At 70.1% G+C, this 13,925-nt stretch carries 17 protein-coding genes; 11 read left to right on the plus strand and 6 right to left on the minus strand.

The window, feature by feature from the left end; genetic code table 11:
* Nucleotides 1-11 precede the first annotated feature (11 nt).
* The gene (locus tag LCL87_RS16455; RefSeq protein ID WP_225021466.1) at nt 12-836 is read right to left on the minus strand and encodes an aldose epimerase family protein; all 825 of its coding nucleotides are present in this window, start codon (nt 834-836) and stop codon (nt 12-14) included.
* A gap of 20 nt (nt 837-856) precedes the next feature.
* Entirely contained in the window at nt 857-1,312 is a 456-nt protein-coding gene (locus LCL87_RS16460) for an Rv1443c family protein (protein ID WP_225021469.1), read from the minus strand.
* A gap of 116 nt (nt 1,313-1,428) precedes the next feature.
* Between LCL87_RS16460 and LCL87_RS16465 the strand changes: the two genes are divergently transcribed.
* From LCL87_RS16465 to LCL87_RS16480, 4 genes are read left to right on the plus strand one after another with little or no spacing between them, the layout of a single operon-like run.
* Nucleotides 1,429-2,238, plus strand: a complete 810-nt coding sequence (locus LCL87_RS16465) for a methyltransferase domain-containing protein (protein WP_225021470.1) — start codon at nt 1,429-1,431, stop codon at nt 2,236-2,238.
* On the plus strand, nt 2,235-2,996 hold the full coding sequence (locus LCL87_RS16470) for a class I SAM-dependent methyltransferase (RefSeq protein WP_225021472.1): 762 nt from the start codon (nt 2,235-2,237) through the stop codon (nt 2,994-2,996). The genes LCL87_RS16465 and LCL87_RS16470 overlap by 4 nt, the downstream gene beginning before the upstream one ends.
* A gap of 5 nt (nt 2,997-3,001) precedes the next feature.
* Nucleotides 3,002-3,895, plus strand: a complete 894-nt coding sequence (locus LCL87_RS16475) for a mycobacterial-type methylenetetrahydrofolate reductase (protein ID WP_225021474.1) — start codon at nt 3,002-3,004, stop codon at nt 3,893-3,895.
* Nucleotides 3,892-4,317: a PaaI family thioesterase gene (locus LCL87_RS16480; protein ID WP_225021476.1), complete on the plus strand. Its 426-nt coding sequence runs from the start codon at nt 3,892-3,894 to the stop codon at nt 4,315-4,317. Before LCL87_RS16475 ends, LCL87_RS16480 begins: the two co-directional genes overlap by 4 nt.
* Before the next feature lie 15 nt (nt 4,318-4,332).
* Here LCL87_RS16480 and LCL87_RS16485 read toward each other — a convergent pair whose 3' ends face one another.
* The gene (locus LCL87_RS16485) at nt 4,333-5,211 is read right to left on the minus strand and encodes an SDR family oxidoreductase (protein ID WP_225021478.1); all 879 of its coding nucleotides are present in this window, start codon (nt 5,209-5,211) and stop codon (nt 4,333-4,335) included.
* A gap of 202 nt (nt 5,212-5,413) precedes the next feature.
* Between LCL87_RS16485 and LCL87_RS16490 the strand changes: the two genes are divergently transcribed.
* Nucleotides 5,414-6,187: an IclR family transcriptional regulator gene (locus LCL87_RS16490; protein ID WP_225021480.1), complete on the plus strand. Its 774-nt coding sequence runs from the start codon at nt 5,414-5,416 to the stop codon at nt 6,185-6,187.
* 43 nt (nt 6,188-6,230) lie between these two features.
* Here LCL87_RS16490 and LCL87_RS16495 read toward each other — a convergent pair whose 3' ends face one another.
* Complete coding sequence (locus tag LCL87_RS16495) at nt 6,231-7,163, minus strand: D-isomer specific 2-hydroxyacid dehydrogenase family protein (protein ID WP_225021482.1); 933 nt, start codon at nt 7,161-7,163, stop codon at nt 6,231-6,233.
* 232 nt (nt 7,164-7,395) lie between these two features.
* Here LCL87_RS16495 and LCL87_RS16500 point away from each other — a divergent pair, with 232 nt between their 5' ends.
* From LCL87_RS16500 to LCL87_RS16520, 6 genes are all read left to right on the plus strand, one after another.
* Nucleotides 7,396-8,766, plus strand: coding sequence for a hemolysin family protein (locus LCL87_RS16500; RefSeq protein ID WP_225021484.1), 1,371 nt, complete (start codon nt 7,396-7,398; stop codon nt 8,764-8,766).
* Complete coding sequence (locus LCL87_RS16505; RefSeq protein WP_225021486.1) at nt 8,759-9,775, plus strand: hemolysin family protein; 1,017 nt, start codon at nt 8,759-8,761, stop codon at nt 9,773-9,775. Before LCL87_RS16500 ends, LCL87_RS16505 begins: the two co-directional genes overlap by 8 nt.
* A 125-nt stretch (nt 9,776-9,900) precedes the next feature.
* Nucleotides 9,901-10,122, plus strand: coding sequence for a hypothetical protein (locus tag LCL87_RS16510; RefSeq protein WP_225021488.1), 222 nt, complete (start codon nt 9,901-9,903; stop codon nt 10,120-10,122).
* 128 nt (nt 10,123-10,250) lie between these two features.
* On the plus strand, nt 10,251-10,376 hold the full coding sequence (locus tag LCL87_RS25930) for a hypothetical protein (protein ID WP_510850785.1): 126 nt from the start codon (nt 10,251-10,253) through the stop codon (nt 10,374-10,376).
* Nucleotides 10,377-10,622: 246 nt separating this feature from the next.
* Complete coding sequence (locus LCL87_RS16515; RefSeq protein ID WP_225021489.1) at nt 10,623-12,092, plus strand: alkaline phosphatase PhoX; 1,470 nt, start codon at nt 10,623-10,625, stop codon at nt 12,090-12,092.
* 187 nt (nt 12,093-12,279) lie between these two features.
* A complete protein-coding gene (locus LCL87_RS16520; RefSeq protein WP_225021492.1) occupies nt 12,280-12,501 on the plus strand; it encodes a hypothetical protein in 222 nt (73 codons plus the stop codon).
* A gap of 91 nt (nt 12,502-12,592) precedes the next feature.
* On the opposite strand, the gene LCL87_RS16525 is transcribed toward LCL87_RS16520, so the two are convergent.
* Nucleotides 12,593-13,105, minus strand: coding sequence for a pyridoxamine 5'-phosphate oxidase family protein (locus LCL87_RS16525; RefSeq protein WP_225021493.1), 513 nt, complete (start codon nt 13,103-13,105; stop codon nt 12,593-12,595).
* Nucleotides 13,105-13,923, minus strand: a complete 819-nt coding sequence (locus LCL87_RS16530) for an ABC transporter ATP-binding protein (protein WP_225021592.1) — start codon at nt 13,921-13,923, stop codon at nt 13,105-13,107. Before LCL87_RS16530 ends, LCL87_RS16525 begins: the two co-directional genes overlap by 1 nt.
* Nucleotides 13,924-13,925 lie beyond the last annotated feature (2 nt).

Genomic DNA, 13,925 nt, shown 5'->3' on the forward strand with positions numbered 1-13,925 from the left:
TGGCGTGCGCGCTACCCCGAGTCGGCCGCCGGCCGCTCCTGGAGACGCGTCCACGTCCACCGACAGGTGGCGGCCAGCGGAGATTCCGGTGTCACGAGTCGCGGCATCGAGTTGACCCCGTTGGGTGGTCCCGATTGCGGCTCGACGCAGACGGCGTCGGCTTCCATGTCGTAGACCACCACCCACTGTTCGGCGCTGCTGACCTCCAACCGGAGCAGATTGGGCCACGTGAGCACCACACGCACGCCGTCGACCATCCCGAAGCAGTCGTCCCACGGTCCCGGCCGCGGGGCGATCCGTTCACCCGACGGCAGGTAGTCCGGTCCGCGCAGTTCCTGCCAGTCGGGCGCGAAATCGATTCGGACGGGCTCGGTGCCGCTGCGCGCGACGCGTTTGAACCACGGATGCCACCCGACTTGGGCGGGAAAGGAATCCGCAGCGGACGTCACCTCCATGGACAGCTCCAGGAAGTCCTCGGTCAGGCGGAACGACTGGGTCCCCCGCCCGGCGAACGGCCACGGCGGGGCCAGTTCCTGGCACAATGTCGCCCGCGTGCCCGACACGTCGGCGACGTCCCACGCACGATCCCGCACCGTGCCGTGAATGGCGTGCGGAGCCGCGTTGAGCGGGAACTGATGCGTCACCGATCCGACGGACAACTGCCCGTTACGGATTCGCCCGCACCAGGGTGCCATCGGGAAGGATCCGTGCCGTTCGCCCGGCTCGAGCAGTTCGGTTCCGGCGACGACGAGCCTGGTGATGGTGCCGCCGTGCTGCGGCGAGATCTCGACTCGGGCATCGCCGGCCTGCAGCGTCAGGTTGTCGTTCTCGTTCATCTCGATCTCAGCCTCGACAGTCAGGACTCGTAGTGTCGCGCAAGCCGACGGTGTCGGTGCTCGAAGAAGGCTCGCACGATCGCAGTGACCACGGGCGTCAGGACCGCGAGCCTCGGCTCGAACGTGAGCCGGTCGTGCACGGCGGCGCGGCCGTCGCCGACGGGTATCACGGTTCGCTCGTGTTCCCAGCGCCGCATGCTCAGCATCGTCGACTTCTCGTGAAACCGTTGTCCCGGTTCGAGTTCCGCAATAGTGAGCGCGTCGTAGTCGAATGGGACGATTCCGAACAGACGCAGCCACGCCCGGCCCAGAGGGACACCGACCGGGACGGTGTCGATGGTCACCGGACCGAGCCGGCGCGGGATGCTCATCGTCATCCAGGGCCGCATCTCGTCGTTGATGCCGTCCGGGGTCACCACCCGCGCCCACACCCGGTGCGCCGGTGCATCGACGACCGACTTCCTCTCGATGATCATGTTCCCCATGATGCGGGAGACCGCCGTATCGCACCGCGTTTCTCGGTACCATCGGTAACGGACTGGCCGCCCGCGCGACGCCGGGGCGGCCCCCGTCGCCCAGGGAGATGATCCGCGTGGATCGATCGTCGGAACCGAAGCCGATCTCGACGCGTGCGACCGTCCCGAGACTCGAAGAACTGCTGCGGCCGGACGTGAAGTGGACGCCGTCGGCCGAGGGCTATCTGGACACGCTGCCCGGCGAGAGGGTGCCCCCGCCGGGTCGCGCGCAGGCGGCGTGGCAGACGGCCCTGGGCGCGGCGATGTACCAGCGGGCGCACCGGGTGCTGTCGTCGGTGCTCGCCCCCGGCACCGCCACCGTCGCCGACCAACTCCGCCTGCAACCCGGGCAGACCGTGGTGGACGTGGGATGCGGCCCGGGCAACGTCACCACGGGCCTGGCCGACGCGGTGGGACCGCACGGGCTCGCCGTCGGACTCGACCTGTCCGGTCCGATGCTCGCGAGGGCGGCCCGCCAGGCCCGGCCCAACATGGGGCTGCTACGGGCCGACGCGACCCGCCTGCCGCTGCGCGACCACTGCGCCGACGCGGCCTGCGCGACGCTGGTGGTCATGCTCGTTCCCGAGCCCGTCGACGCCCTCGCGGAGATGATCCGGATCGTGGTGCCGGGCGGCCCGCTGCTGCTGATGGTCCCGGCCCGGCCCGAGGGGCCCGCCGCCGCCCTCGCGGGTCCGCTCACCGATCGGATCGGGCGTTTCGGCGGCGCCCGGATGTTCACCCCGGACGAGTTCGCAATCCTGCTCGAGCAACTGGGGTGCGAGCGCATCCACACCCGGCAGCAGTGCAACACGCTCACCGTGCGCGCCCGCACCCCGGCCGCTCCGCGGGATCGGAAGACGGCCAAGCCGGAAAGGAACAGTTCATGAATGCCGATGTCCCCCAAACGCCTCCCCCGCCCAGCCCGAACGACTTCGACGCGCTGTACCGCGGCGACTTCGACGCGCTCGACACCGGCCGGGAGCAGACCTCTCCCGGGTTCACGTTCGACCGGGTGCCGTGGGACATCGGCGAGGCCCAGCCGGTGGTGCGGGCCCTCGAGTCGAGCGGCCAGTTCGCCCGCGAGGTGCTCGACATCGGTTGCGGGCCAGGCGAGAACGCGCTGTTTCTCGCCTCCCGCGGCTACCGGGTGTTGGGGCTGGACGCGGCACCGGCCGCGATCGAGATCGCCCGCGAACGCGCCCGGCAACGCGGGATGGAGCGCGGGGTCGAGTTCGAGGTGGCCGACGCGACCGACCTGTCCGACTACGCCGGCCGTTTCGTGTCGGTCATCGACAGCGCCCTCTACCACTGCTTCCCCGAGGACCAGCGCCATCGCTACGTGGCGTCGTTGTTCGGGGCGTGCCGACCGCAGGCGCGTCTGCACGTGGTGTGCTTCTCGGATCGGGTGCCCGAGGCGTTCCCCGGGCCGTACCGCATCACCGAAGACAATCTCCGCGACACCCTCACCGCGGCGGGATGGACCGTGCGCGGCATCGAATCCACCACCTACACCACCGCATTCACCCGAGACGAGATGACCGCGCAGCCGGATTCCCCGGTCGCGGCCGCCGCCGCGGACATGGAGGTCGACGACCGCGGGCGCCTGCGCGTGCCGGCGTGGCTGGCGACGGCCGAACGCCCTTGAACGCCTTGAACGCCTTGAACACGGTGGCGCTGGAGCTCGCGCCACCGGAGCGGACCGCAGCGGCCGACGATGTGGCACGGGCGGTGGGCGAACGTTGTCGCCGGCACGGACTGCTGGACCGCCTCGGGCATGTGCTGCTTCCCGGCATCGTCGCGGAGGAGGAACGCCCGGTGCCACTGACCCCCCGACTGGACGTCCTGGACTTCTGGAAGGCGTTGCGGCCGGTGGCCGGATCCGTGTCCGGGCTGTGCACCCAGGTCACCGTCTTCGAGACCGAAGCCGCCCTGGCCGAACGGGTTCGGAACCTGAGCGACGCCGGGATGGACGGCATCATCTTCGTCGGCAAGCCGCACGGACTGCCCACTGCCGACGCCCCGGGACCCACACCACAGCAGGCGCTGATCCAGTTCCGGGACGAGACCGCACACCGAGGAGTGGTGCTGATCCCCACGCGCCATGGCGAACTCGACCGGTTCGCCGCCAAGTGCGCGCACGGTGCGACGTTCGCACTCACCCAGTTGCTGTACTCCGAGCGGATCGTGGCGTTCCTGCGCGCCTTCGCCGCCCGTACCGAGCACCGCCCGGAGATCCTGCTGTCGTTCGGTTTCGTCCCCGGCGTCGAGACCCGGGTGGGACTGATCGACTGGCTCCTGCACGACGACGGCAACGACGAGGTCGCACGGGAACAGGCGTTCGTCGCGCGCCTCGCTGCGAGTCCACCCGAGCCGCGCCGGGACGCTCTCGTCGACCTCTACAGACGGGTACTCGACGGCGTCGGCGACCTCGGGTTCCCGCTCAGTCTGCACCTGGAATCGCCGTACGGGCTGTCCGATTCCGCGTGCGAGACGTTCGCGGCGCTGCTCGACCACTGGTCGCCCCGGCAGGAGGTGCGATCGTGACCACCGACCGACTCGATCTCGACGACGCCCGCGCGCACCTGGCGTCGCAACCGTTCAGCGTGCTCCTCGGCGCCCGGCTGGTCTCGTTCGACGAGGACGGCGCCGTGCTCGAGGTCGATGCCCGACCGGACCTGCTGCAGCAGAACGGTTTCCTGCACGGCGGGGTGCTCGCCTACGCCGCCGACAACACCCTCACCTATGCGGCCGGCACCGTCCTCGGGCCGGGCGTCCTCACCGGCGGCATGACCATCGAGTACGTGCGACCGGCGCAGGGACGCACGCTGCGCGCCACCGCGCGGGTCGTCCACGCCGGACGCCGACGCGCGGTGTGCACGTGCCGACTCGAGATGATCGCCGACGACGGCAGCGCGCGCCTGTGCGCCGTCGCCCAGGGCACGGTGCTGCCGGTCGCCACCCCCTGACGCGAAAGCCGTTTCCTACCGGACCGATTCGGGGATACGTCCGGCGAGGATGGTGTCCACCACCTCGTCGCCGAGCTCTTGGCGCAGCCGCTGCTGCACGTCCGGGGCCCGGCGCAGGTGGGCGCCGCCGTCGACCGTCACGAACGTGCCGGTCGCCCAGGACGATTCCGGCCCGGCCAGGAAGCGGATCGCCCCGGCGATGTCGGTGGGGGCCCCGAGCCGGCCGAGCGGCGTCTGCTCCAGGAACGCGGTCGGCCGGTCCCCGGCGAAGCTCGCGGCCACCTTGGGATTGTCGGGCGAGTTCACCAGCCCGGGCCGGATGCAGTTGATCCGGATCCCGAGATGACCGAATTCGTCTGCGGCCGTGCGCACCAGCGCCTCGAGACCGGCCTTCCCCGCGCAGTAGCCGCTCATGTACGGGAAGCTCTGCGCGGCGATCACCGAGGACGTGAACACCATCGACCCGCCACCGGCCGCGGCCATCGCCGGAACACACGCCTTGATCGCAACGAAGGCGCTGGTGACGTTGATCCGCAGTTCGTTCGTGAAGCTCTCGGCGTCGTTGAGCAGCAACGGCGTCGTGCTGCCCCGGCCGACGGTGCTGACGCAGATGTCGAGGCCGGCGTCCCCGCTCGCGTGCGCGACGGCGGCGGTCACGTCGTCCTCGACCAGCGAGTCGCCGGCGATGTGCCGGACCGTCGCACCGGCCGGCGCCTCGGCGGCGAGTTCGGCCGCGAACGCCGCGATCCGCGCCTCGTCGCGGCTAATGATCGTCACCGACGCACCGTCGGTGAGCAGTGCCCGCGCACCGGCACCGCCGATGCCGCCGGCGCCGCCGATGATCAGTGCGGTCTTCCCGTGCAGGGGCAGGTTCTGGCTGGATGTCTCCGTCATGCGGCCGAAGCTAGATCGGCCGCGTCGAGCACGAACCACCGATGACCGGTGAGCGAGATATTTCGATCAGAAACTTCGTGGCCGCCGCCCTTCCGGTCCACCTGGTGGGCAGGACGCCTACCCTTCAACTGCTTTCTGGGCCAAGATCTCTTCGTCAGATCGACCAAACGACTGACCAAGAAGGCCGGGCGTGGAGGTGACGGTGACTGTCGGCAATGCGGGGATGCGGCTGTCCCCACGGTCCGGGCGCTGCGAACCACCGGTCTCCATGATCGAGCGCACGACGCTGATCCTCGAATCGTTCGACTCCCGCGGTGCACGCCTCTCACTCGACGAGGTGGTCCGGCGCACACGACTGCCACGGTCGACGGTGCACCGCATTCTCGACAGTCTCGTCCGACTCGATTGGCTGGATCACCTGGCGTCCGGCTACTGCCTCGGCCGACGGGCGCTCGGGCTCGCCCACGGGGACGGTGGCCACGGCGAGATCCGCGCCGCTGCCGCGCCGCTGTTGCACGAACTGCACCTGCACACCGGACTGGTGGTCCACCTGTCCGTCCTGGACCAGGGTCACAGCGTCTACCTCGACAAGGTCGGCGGGCGCACCGCATCGGCAGTGCCGACCCGCGTCGGAGGCCGCGGCCCCGCCCACGCGACGGCCGGGGGCAGGTCGATGCTCGCGTGGCTCGATCCCGAACGGGTCGACCTGCTCTACGCCGACAGCACCGCCACCGATCTCCCCACGCTGCACCACGAACTGGGACAGATCCGCGGCCGCCGGGGCCTGGCGTTCGGACGCGGCGAGTCCGTCGACGGTATCGCCTGTGCCGGTGTCGCACTCCGCCACCACGACCGCCCCGTCGCGGCGATCTCGCTGTGTGGCGACGCGCGCATCACGAAGCTCGAACAGTTCACGCCGATCCTCTTCGACGCCGCGCAGACCGCCTCCCGGTCGCTCGCGATCGCGCTCCGGTGACAGCCGGCCGATCGGAAGTTCGCAGGCGGCAACAGGATCGACGTCAGTAGCCCGCCACCGGGTCGATCCGCGCCACCAGTTCCTCGCCCGCGACGAAACGTCGCACGTTCTCGCGGACGTGATCGGCGAATGCGCCCGCCCGGACCGACGGCGGGTTCGAGTCGTGCGGGGTGACGATCGCGTTGGGCAGCGTCCACAGCGGATGGCCGTCGGGCAGCGGCTCCGGATCGGTCACATCGAGCCCCACGCCGCCGATCCTGTTCTCGTGCAACGCCTCCACGACGGCATCAGTGTCGACCAGCGGGCCGCGGGCCACATTGATCACCCACGACCGGGGCCCGAGCTTCGCGAGCTGCGGCGCGCCGACCAGGTGCCGGGTGTCGGCGGTGGCCGGGGCCGCGACGACGACGTGGTCGACGCGGCCGAACACCTCGTCGACCCGGTCGGCGGTCACCACCTCGTCGGCCCCGGGCACCGGCCGGCCGGAACGGTTCACCGCGATCACCACGGCCCCCACCGCGGTGAGCATCGGGATCATCGCGCGCCCGATGCCGCCGGCCCCGATGATCGCGACGCGGGCGCCGCGCAGCGTGCCGACCTTGCCGAAGAACTCCCGCTGCCGCCACGTGGTCGCGGCCAGGTGCTCGGGCAGCGCCCGCACCCCCGCCAGCAGCAGCGTGAACGCGTGCTCGGCGACGGTCGCGGAGAACGCGCCGGCCGCCGACGTCCACACCAGGTCGGGGTGCCGCTGGATCACCCCGGCGTCGAACCAGTGCTCCACGCCGGCCGAGTGCAGCTGCACCCAGCGGATCGAGTCGGGCAGCTCCGCCGGGAAGCGCGTCGTGTCGTCGCCGGCCCACACGAGCGCCTCGGCGTCGGTCAGGTCGACGACGCGTCCGCCGCCGCGGACGACGGCGTCCACGAGCAGGTCGTCGGGCGCGGGTCCCAGCGCGATGGGCGTCGACGTCGTCGTCACGGGCTCTCCTCAACTCGGCACGACCCGGGCGTCCGGATCTCGGTCCGAGGCTAGGCGCCCCCGCATCGGATCGCAGACTTCGGGAACCATCCACATGGGCGATTCGTCCTATTTTTGTAGGACGTGCTCACCGACAGAGAAAGAAGGCTATGAAACGCAGGCCCCGCAAACCTCGAAGACCCGTCGTCCGACGTGTGATCATCACTGACACCACCGCTGTGGAGGTGTCCACGTGCTGACTCTGCTCGGAATCGTCGCCGGTGTCGCCGTCGTCCTGGCGATCACCGCGCTGACCGGCTACTTCGTGGCCCAGGAATTCGCCTACATGGCCGTGGACCGATCCCGGCTCAAGGCCCGCGCCGAGTCCGGCGACGCGGCCGCGGCCCGCGCCCTGGGCGTCACCCGCCGCACCTCGTTCATGCTCTCCGGCGCCCAGCTCGGCATCACCGTCACCGGCCTGCTCGTCGGCTACGTCGCCGAACCCCTGATCGGCCGCGGGTTGGGTGAGCTGCTGGGCGGCGTCGGCATCCCCACCGGCGTCGGCATCGCCGTCGGCGCGATCCTCGCGGTGCTGTTCTCCACCGTCGTGCAGATGGTCTTCGGCGAGCTGTTCCCGAAGAACCTCGCCATCGCCCGCCCCGAACCGGTCGCACGCCGCCTCGCGCTGTCGACCACGCTCTACCTCAAGCTGTTCGGCTGGCTGATCTGGCTGTTCGACCAGTCGTCGAACCTGCTGCTGCGCGCACTCAAGATCGAACCGGTGCACGACGTCGAGCACTCGGCGACCCCGCGCGACCTCGAGCACATCGTGGCCGAGTCCCGCGACGCCGGCGAACTGCCGCGCGAGCTGTCCACGCTGCTCGACCGCATCCTCGACTTCCCCACCCGTGCCGCCGAGCACGCGATGATCCCGCGGGCGCGGGTCGACGTCGTCCGCGCGGACGAACCGATCGCCGACGTCCTCTCCCGCATGGGCTCGGGGCACACCCGCTACCCCGTCGTCGGCACCAGCAGCGACGACTTGCGGGGCGTCGTGCACCTGCACGACCTGCTCGGCGCCGACCCGGCCGGCACCGCGGCCGATCACGCCCGCCCGGCCGTGATCGTGCCGACGACGCTGCCCCTGCCCGACGTCCTGGCCCAGCTGACCGCCGCGAAGGACGAGATGGCGCTGGTGATCGACGAGTACGGCGGCTTCGCCGGCGTCGTCACCGTCGAGGACATGGCGGAGGAACTGGTCGGCGAGATCGCCGACGAACACGACCCCGACCACGAGGAGACCGAGGTGCAGGCCGTCGACGGCGGCTGGCTGATCCCCGGCGGCGTGCACGTCGACGAGGTCGCCCGCGTGCTCGACGAGCACCTGCCCGAGGACGACGACTACGAGACGCTCGCGGGCCTGGTCATCGCCGAGTTCGGTGGGTTGCCGCGAGTGGGCGACACCGTGACCGTGCGACTGCCCGCCGACCCGGCGGATCTCGTCGCCGACGAGCCACCACCGCCGACGTACCTGCACGCCGAGGTCCGCGCGATCGACAAGCACGTGCCGTCCACGCTGTTCGTGACCGTCCGCAGCGACCGGAAGGACGCCGTCGATGAGTAACCCCTGGATCGTCCTCGCCGTCACCGTCGTGCTGATCGCCGCGAGCGCGTTCTTCGTCGCGGTCGAGTTCGCGCTCATCGCCGCCCGCCGGCACCGCCTCGAGGACGCCGCGCCGACGAGCCGCTCGGCCCGAGCGGCGCTGCGCAGCGCGTCGGAGCTGTCGGTGCTGCTGGCCGGCTCACAGCTGGGCATCACCGTCTGCACCCTCGCGCTCGGCGCGGTGACGAAACCGGCTGTGCACCACTGGCTCACCCCCGCGTTCGCGGACTGGGGCGCGCCGCTGTGGCTGGCCGACGTCGCGGGCTTCGTGCTCGCACTGCTCATCGTGACGTTCCTGCACCTCGTGGTCGGTGAGATGGCGCCGAAGTCGTGGGCCATCGCCCACCCCGAGAAGTCGGCCACGATGCTCGCGATCCCGATGCGCGGATTCATGTGGCTCACAAGGCCGCTGATCGTGGTCCTGAACCGGGCCGCGAACTGGTGCCTGGTCAAGGTCGGCGTGCAGCCGGTGGACCAGGTGGCGTCGGGTCAGGACCCCGAGGCGCTGCGCCACCTCGTGGAGCACTCGGCGACCGTCGGCACCCTCGACGAGCGCTATCACGGGCACCTGGCGAGCGCGCTCGAACTCGAGTCGCTCACCGTCGGCGACATCGTCCGACCCAACGACCGACCGAGCAGCGTCGCACCCGACGCCCCGGTCGACCGGATCCGTGCGGCCGCGGACCGCAGTGGGCACCTGCGTCTGCTGGTCCGCGCCGGTGACACCGTCGCCGGTGTGCTGCACGTGCGCGACAGCCTCGGAGCGGCGCCCGGCACCCGCGCCCGCGACCTGATGCGCGACGTGCTCACGCTCGAGTCGGCGACCCCGGTCTACGAGGCGCTCGCGACCATGCGGAACACCCGCAGCCACATCGCGGTCGTCCGCGACGGCGACGGGAACCTGATCGGGCTCATCACCCTCGCCGACGTCCTGGCGCGGCTGATGCCCACCGCCGGCACCGCGGCCTGATCGCGGCGAGAGCGGACCCGGGCGTGGCGTCCCGGGTCCGCCCTCCGCCCCGGCTCACCCGGTCGGATTCGGACGCGATCCGGCGTAGGGTCACTCGATAGAGGCGTTCGAAGCGGGGCGAGAACATGACTGTTTCCGTGAACGACCGGCGTCACGGCTGGTCCGAAACACACGCAGCCTCCTCCCGGGTGGCGGTGGCGATGACGTTCGTCCTGCTGTCGCTGATCCCCGGCGCGATCGCCGTCGGCCTCGGCCGATCCCCCTTCGCGATCTTCTGGCTGGTCGTCTTCACCGCGCTGGCCCTCGGCACCGTCGCGGCGGTCCTGCCCTCGAGTTGGAGCAAGTGACCTGACGGCCCGGCACGGCTGATATCAGGGGTGAATTCCAGGGGAGGCTCACACTTTTTCCCTACCGTGAGGTAACTTGCGAGCGCGCGGTTCGCGCGATCAACCAAACACATGGATGGGAAGCAGTCATGAGTTCTTCCGAGTTCGCCACGTCCGTCACCGAGATCAAGCCGGTCGTGAGCGGCATCGCCAGCGCACTGACGGCGGTCGCCACGATCCTCGGCGTGCTGGGAACGCTGGCTTCCTTCAGCTGATCCGGGCCCGCGGCGCCGGCGCATGCCGCCGCCCTCATACCGAAATCCCCCACCGGCGATGCCGGTGGGGGATTTTCGTTGCGCGGCCCGGAACCACCTGTGAAACAACCGGATCGGCACGGACGCAGGAAGCGGTGCGATGAAGTTCCGGCCCGGTTCATCGACCGGCCATCCGGTCGCATTCTGCCGTTGTGGTTGCCGACCTACGGTGCTCCCGACCTTGATCATCAAAAGGGAGGCCGCACCGTGCCCATGTCACCGCTCAACCGCCGCACGTTCCTCGAGCGCACCGCCCTGGCCGGCATCGGGGTGACCCTCGCCGGCAGCGTCGGCACCCTGTTCCGACCCGCCGTCGCGGGCGCCGCGCCCGCCGGCGCGATCGGCTACGGCCCGCTCGTCGCCGACCCCGCCGGAATCCTCGCGCTCCCCAAGGGGTTCTCGTACACGATCGTCTCCCGATCCGGTGAGACGCTGCTCGACGGCGGCGTCCCGTTCCCCAGCGACCCCGATGCCAACGGCGTGTTCGCGACGGGCAACCACACCACCATCGTCACCAACCACGAGGTCGGCGGCAGCGAACCGTACGGCGTCCCGGCCGTCGACGGCCTCACCTACGACCCGGGGGCCCGCGGCGGCACCACCACGACCACGCTCGACCGCAGCGGTGCGCGCCAGGCCCAGTACGTCAGCGTCGCGGGCACGGTGAACAACTGCGCGGGCGGCATCACCCCGTGGGGCACCTGGCTCACGTGCGAGGAGACCGAGGCGCGCGCCGGCTCGAACGGTTTCACCAAGACCCACGGCTACGTCTTCGAGGTCGACCCCGCGAGCCAGGCCGCGAACGTCGGCAAGAGCCCGATCCCGCTGAAGTTCCTCGGGCGGTACGCGCACGAGGCGGTGGCGGTCGATCCGTCGTCGAGCGCCGTCTACCTCACCGAGGACGCGGGCAGCCCCAACGGCCTGTTCTTCCGGTGGACGCCGCCGCAGGGTTTCGTCGGCGGCCCGGGCGCGTTCCATGCGCTCGCGCAGTCGCCGGGCGGGGACACCGCCGGCAGCCTGCAGGCGATGAAGTGCTTCCAGGACGGCACCCACGTGCCCGATCTCGCCCAGGCCGCGACACCGGGGGTCAAGTACACCGTGCAGTGGGTCGACGTCCCCGACCGCGACGCCAAGACCACCTCGGTGCGCAAGCAGTTCACCAATGACCAGGTCACCCGCAGCCGCAAGCTCGAGGGGCAGTGGTGGGCCGACGGCGGCGCGTACTTCGTCGCCAGCTTCGCCCGCACCAGCGACGGCAGCGTCGCCGAACACGACGGGCAGGTGTGGTTCTACGACCCGGCCACCCAGACCGTCGAGCTGAAGACGCTGTTCGGGGTGAACCCGGATCCGTCCGTCGACACCGGCAACTACGACGGCCCCGACAACATCACCGTCTCGCCGCACGGCGGCCTGATCCTCGCCGAGGACGGCGACGGCGTCAGCCACCTGATCGGTGTGACCGAGAGCGGCGAGCCGTTCTCGGTGGCCCGGAACAATTTGAACGACAGCGAATTCTGCGGCCCGGCGTTCAGCCACGACGGCCAGACGCTGTACGCCAACATCCAGAGCCCCGGCATCACCGTCGCGATCCGCGGCCCCTGGCGGCAGTCGACGGGCTCGTCCGTCGGTTCGGCCGGCTTCTCCTTCGGCTCACTGGATCTGCCGTTCGGCTCGTAGGCCGGCCGTCCGACACAAGTGGACGCCCTCACCCCACACTGCGGGGTGGGGGCGTCTCGCGTCTCCCTCGGGGTTTGTCCAGGACAAAAGCCCCTGGAGCGTGAGGGCGTAGTCCCCTACCCGGATAGGGACCTCCGACGGCATCGTTAGGGCACATTGGTTTTCGATCGTTGTCCCGGGGTGAGGTGTGAAGAAGTTCCTGCCGTATTTCTCGACTCGACGAGGGGCGGCGCGGGTGTACCACAACTTCCTGGACTGCCCGTCCGGGATGCGGATCACCCGGTCCGACCGGGAGCCGGGTGTCGGGCCGGTCGGCCTCGCCTACCCGCAGTGCGAGCAGTGCAAGGCATGGGACGAGAGGATCGAGCAGTCACGCATCGCGCTGCGCGAGTGGCTGAAGTCGGAGTAGCACCGCGCGAACCGGTCCGGTGAATGTCCGCGAAACGCCTGTCGCCCAGCTCGATCACGAGCTGGGCGACGGTTGAAAACCTCTGTCTCGGCTAGTTTTCTGCAGTGACCGGCTTCTTGTCGATGACGACATGGTCGAAGCGGGAACCGTCGAAGCTGACGTCGAACGCCTTGCCGAATCCGACGACGTAGCGGCCGTCCTGAGGCGTCAGGCGGAAGAGATGGAAGTCGAGGGTACGCAGCAACTTGACCATCTTGGGGTTGGACTTCTCCCCGAACTTCTCGAAGACGGCGTCGTGGCCCTCTTCTTCCACGCGCTCGACCGTGCACGCGAAGCTGGCCCGTTCCATGCCGAAGATGTTGGCGGCAGCGGCCTCGTCGGCGTGGAAGAAGACGTGCGCGGTGTCCGCCCGGCTCAGATGCCGGAAGTGGTCCGCGATCTCACTCAGGTAGACGTACAGCGAGCCGTCGTGCCCGGCGAACGGCGCGATCGACTGGAACGGCCGACCGTTCTCGTCCGTGGTCGCGATGACCACGGTCTTGCGGTCGACGAGAAAATCGCGGTAACCGGCCAGGGACTGTTCGAGTTCGGTTTCGGAAAGCATCAATTCTCCTCTGAGATAGGAACGGCCACGGGAATGTTCCATTGCCGTCGGACCAGGTGAATGCGGGGCTGCGAGGTGACGGGATGCTCCTCGACCTCGGCCTCCATGCCGTACACGTCACGGATCAGGTCGGGCGTCAGGACCTCGCTGGGCGTGCCCTCGGACGCGATCCTGCCGGAGGCGAGGGCGACGATCCGGTCGCTGAAGGTGGCTGCCTGATTGAGGTCGTGCAGCACCATGAGCACCGAGATGCCCAGCGTGCGATTGAGCGAAGTGACCACCTCGAGCACCTCGTGCTGATGCGCGATGTCGAGGTACGTGGTCGGCTCGTCGAGCAGCAGGACCCGGGGGCGTTGCGCGAGCACCATGGCGAGCCAAGCCCGTTGCGCCTCACCACCGGACAGCTCGGCGACGGGGCGGTCCGCCAGGGCCTTCAGCTCGGTGTGCGCAATGGCCCAGTCGACGGCCTCGCCGTCCTCGTCGGTGCCGCGCTCGTACCACCGGCGGTGCGGGTGCCGTCCGTAGCCGACCAGTTCGCGCACCGTCATATCCGTTGGTGCCGTGTTCTTCTGGTTGAGCATCCCGATCGCGCGCGCACGTCGCCGCGACGACCACGACGCCATGTCCGAGCCCTCGAGCAGCACGGTCCCGGTGCGGGGAGCGAGCCGACCGCTCAGGGCCTTGAGGACGGTGGACTTCCCGGACCCGTTCGGTCCGATGAGGGTCACCACCTCCTCGGACCCGACGGCGATCGAGACGTCGTCGACGATCTGCTTGTCGCCGTACCAGATTCCCAGCTCGTGGGCCTCGAGCAGCATCA

The sequence above is a fragment of the Prescottella equi genome (assembly GCF_020171745.1).
Taxonomy (GTDB): Bacteria; Actinomycetota; Actinomycetes; order Mycobacteriales; family Mycobacteriaceae; genus Prescottella; species Prescottella equi_A.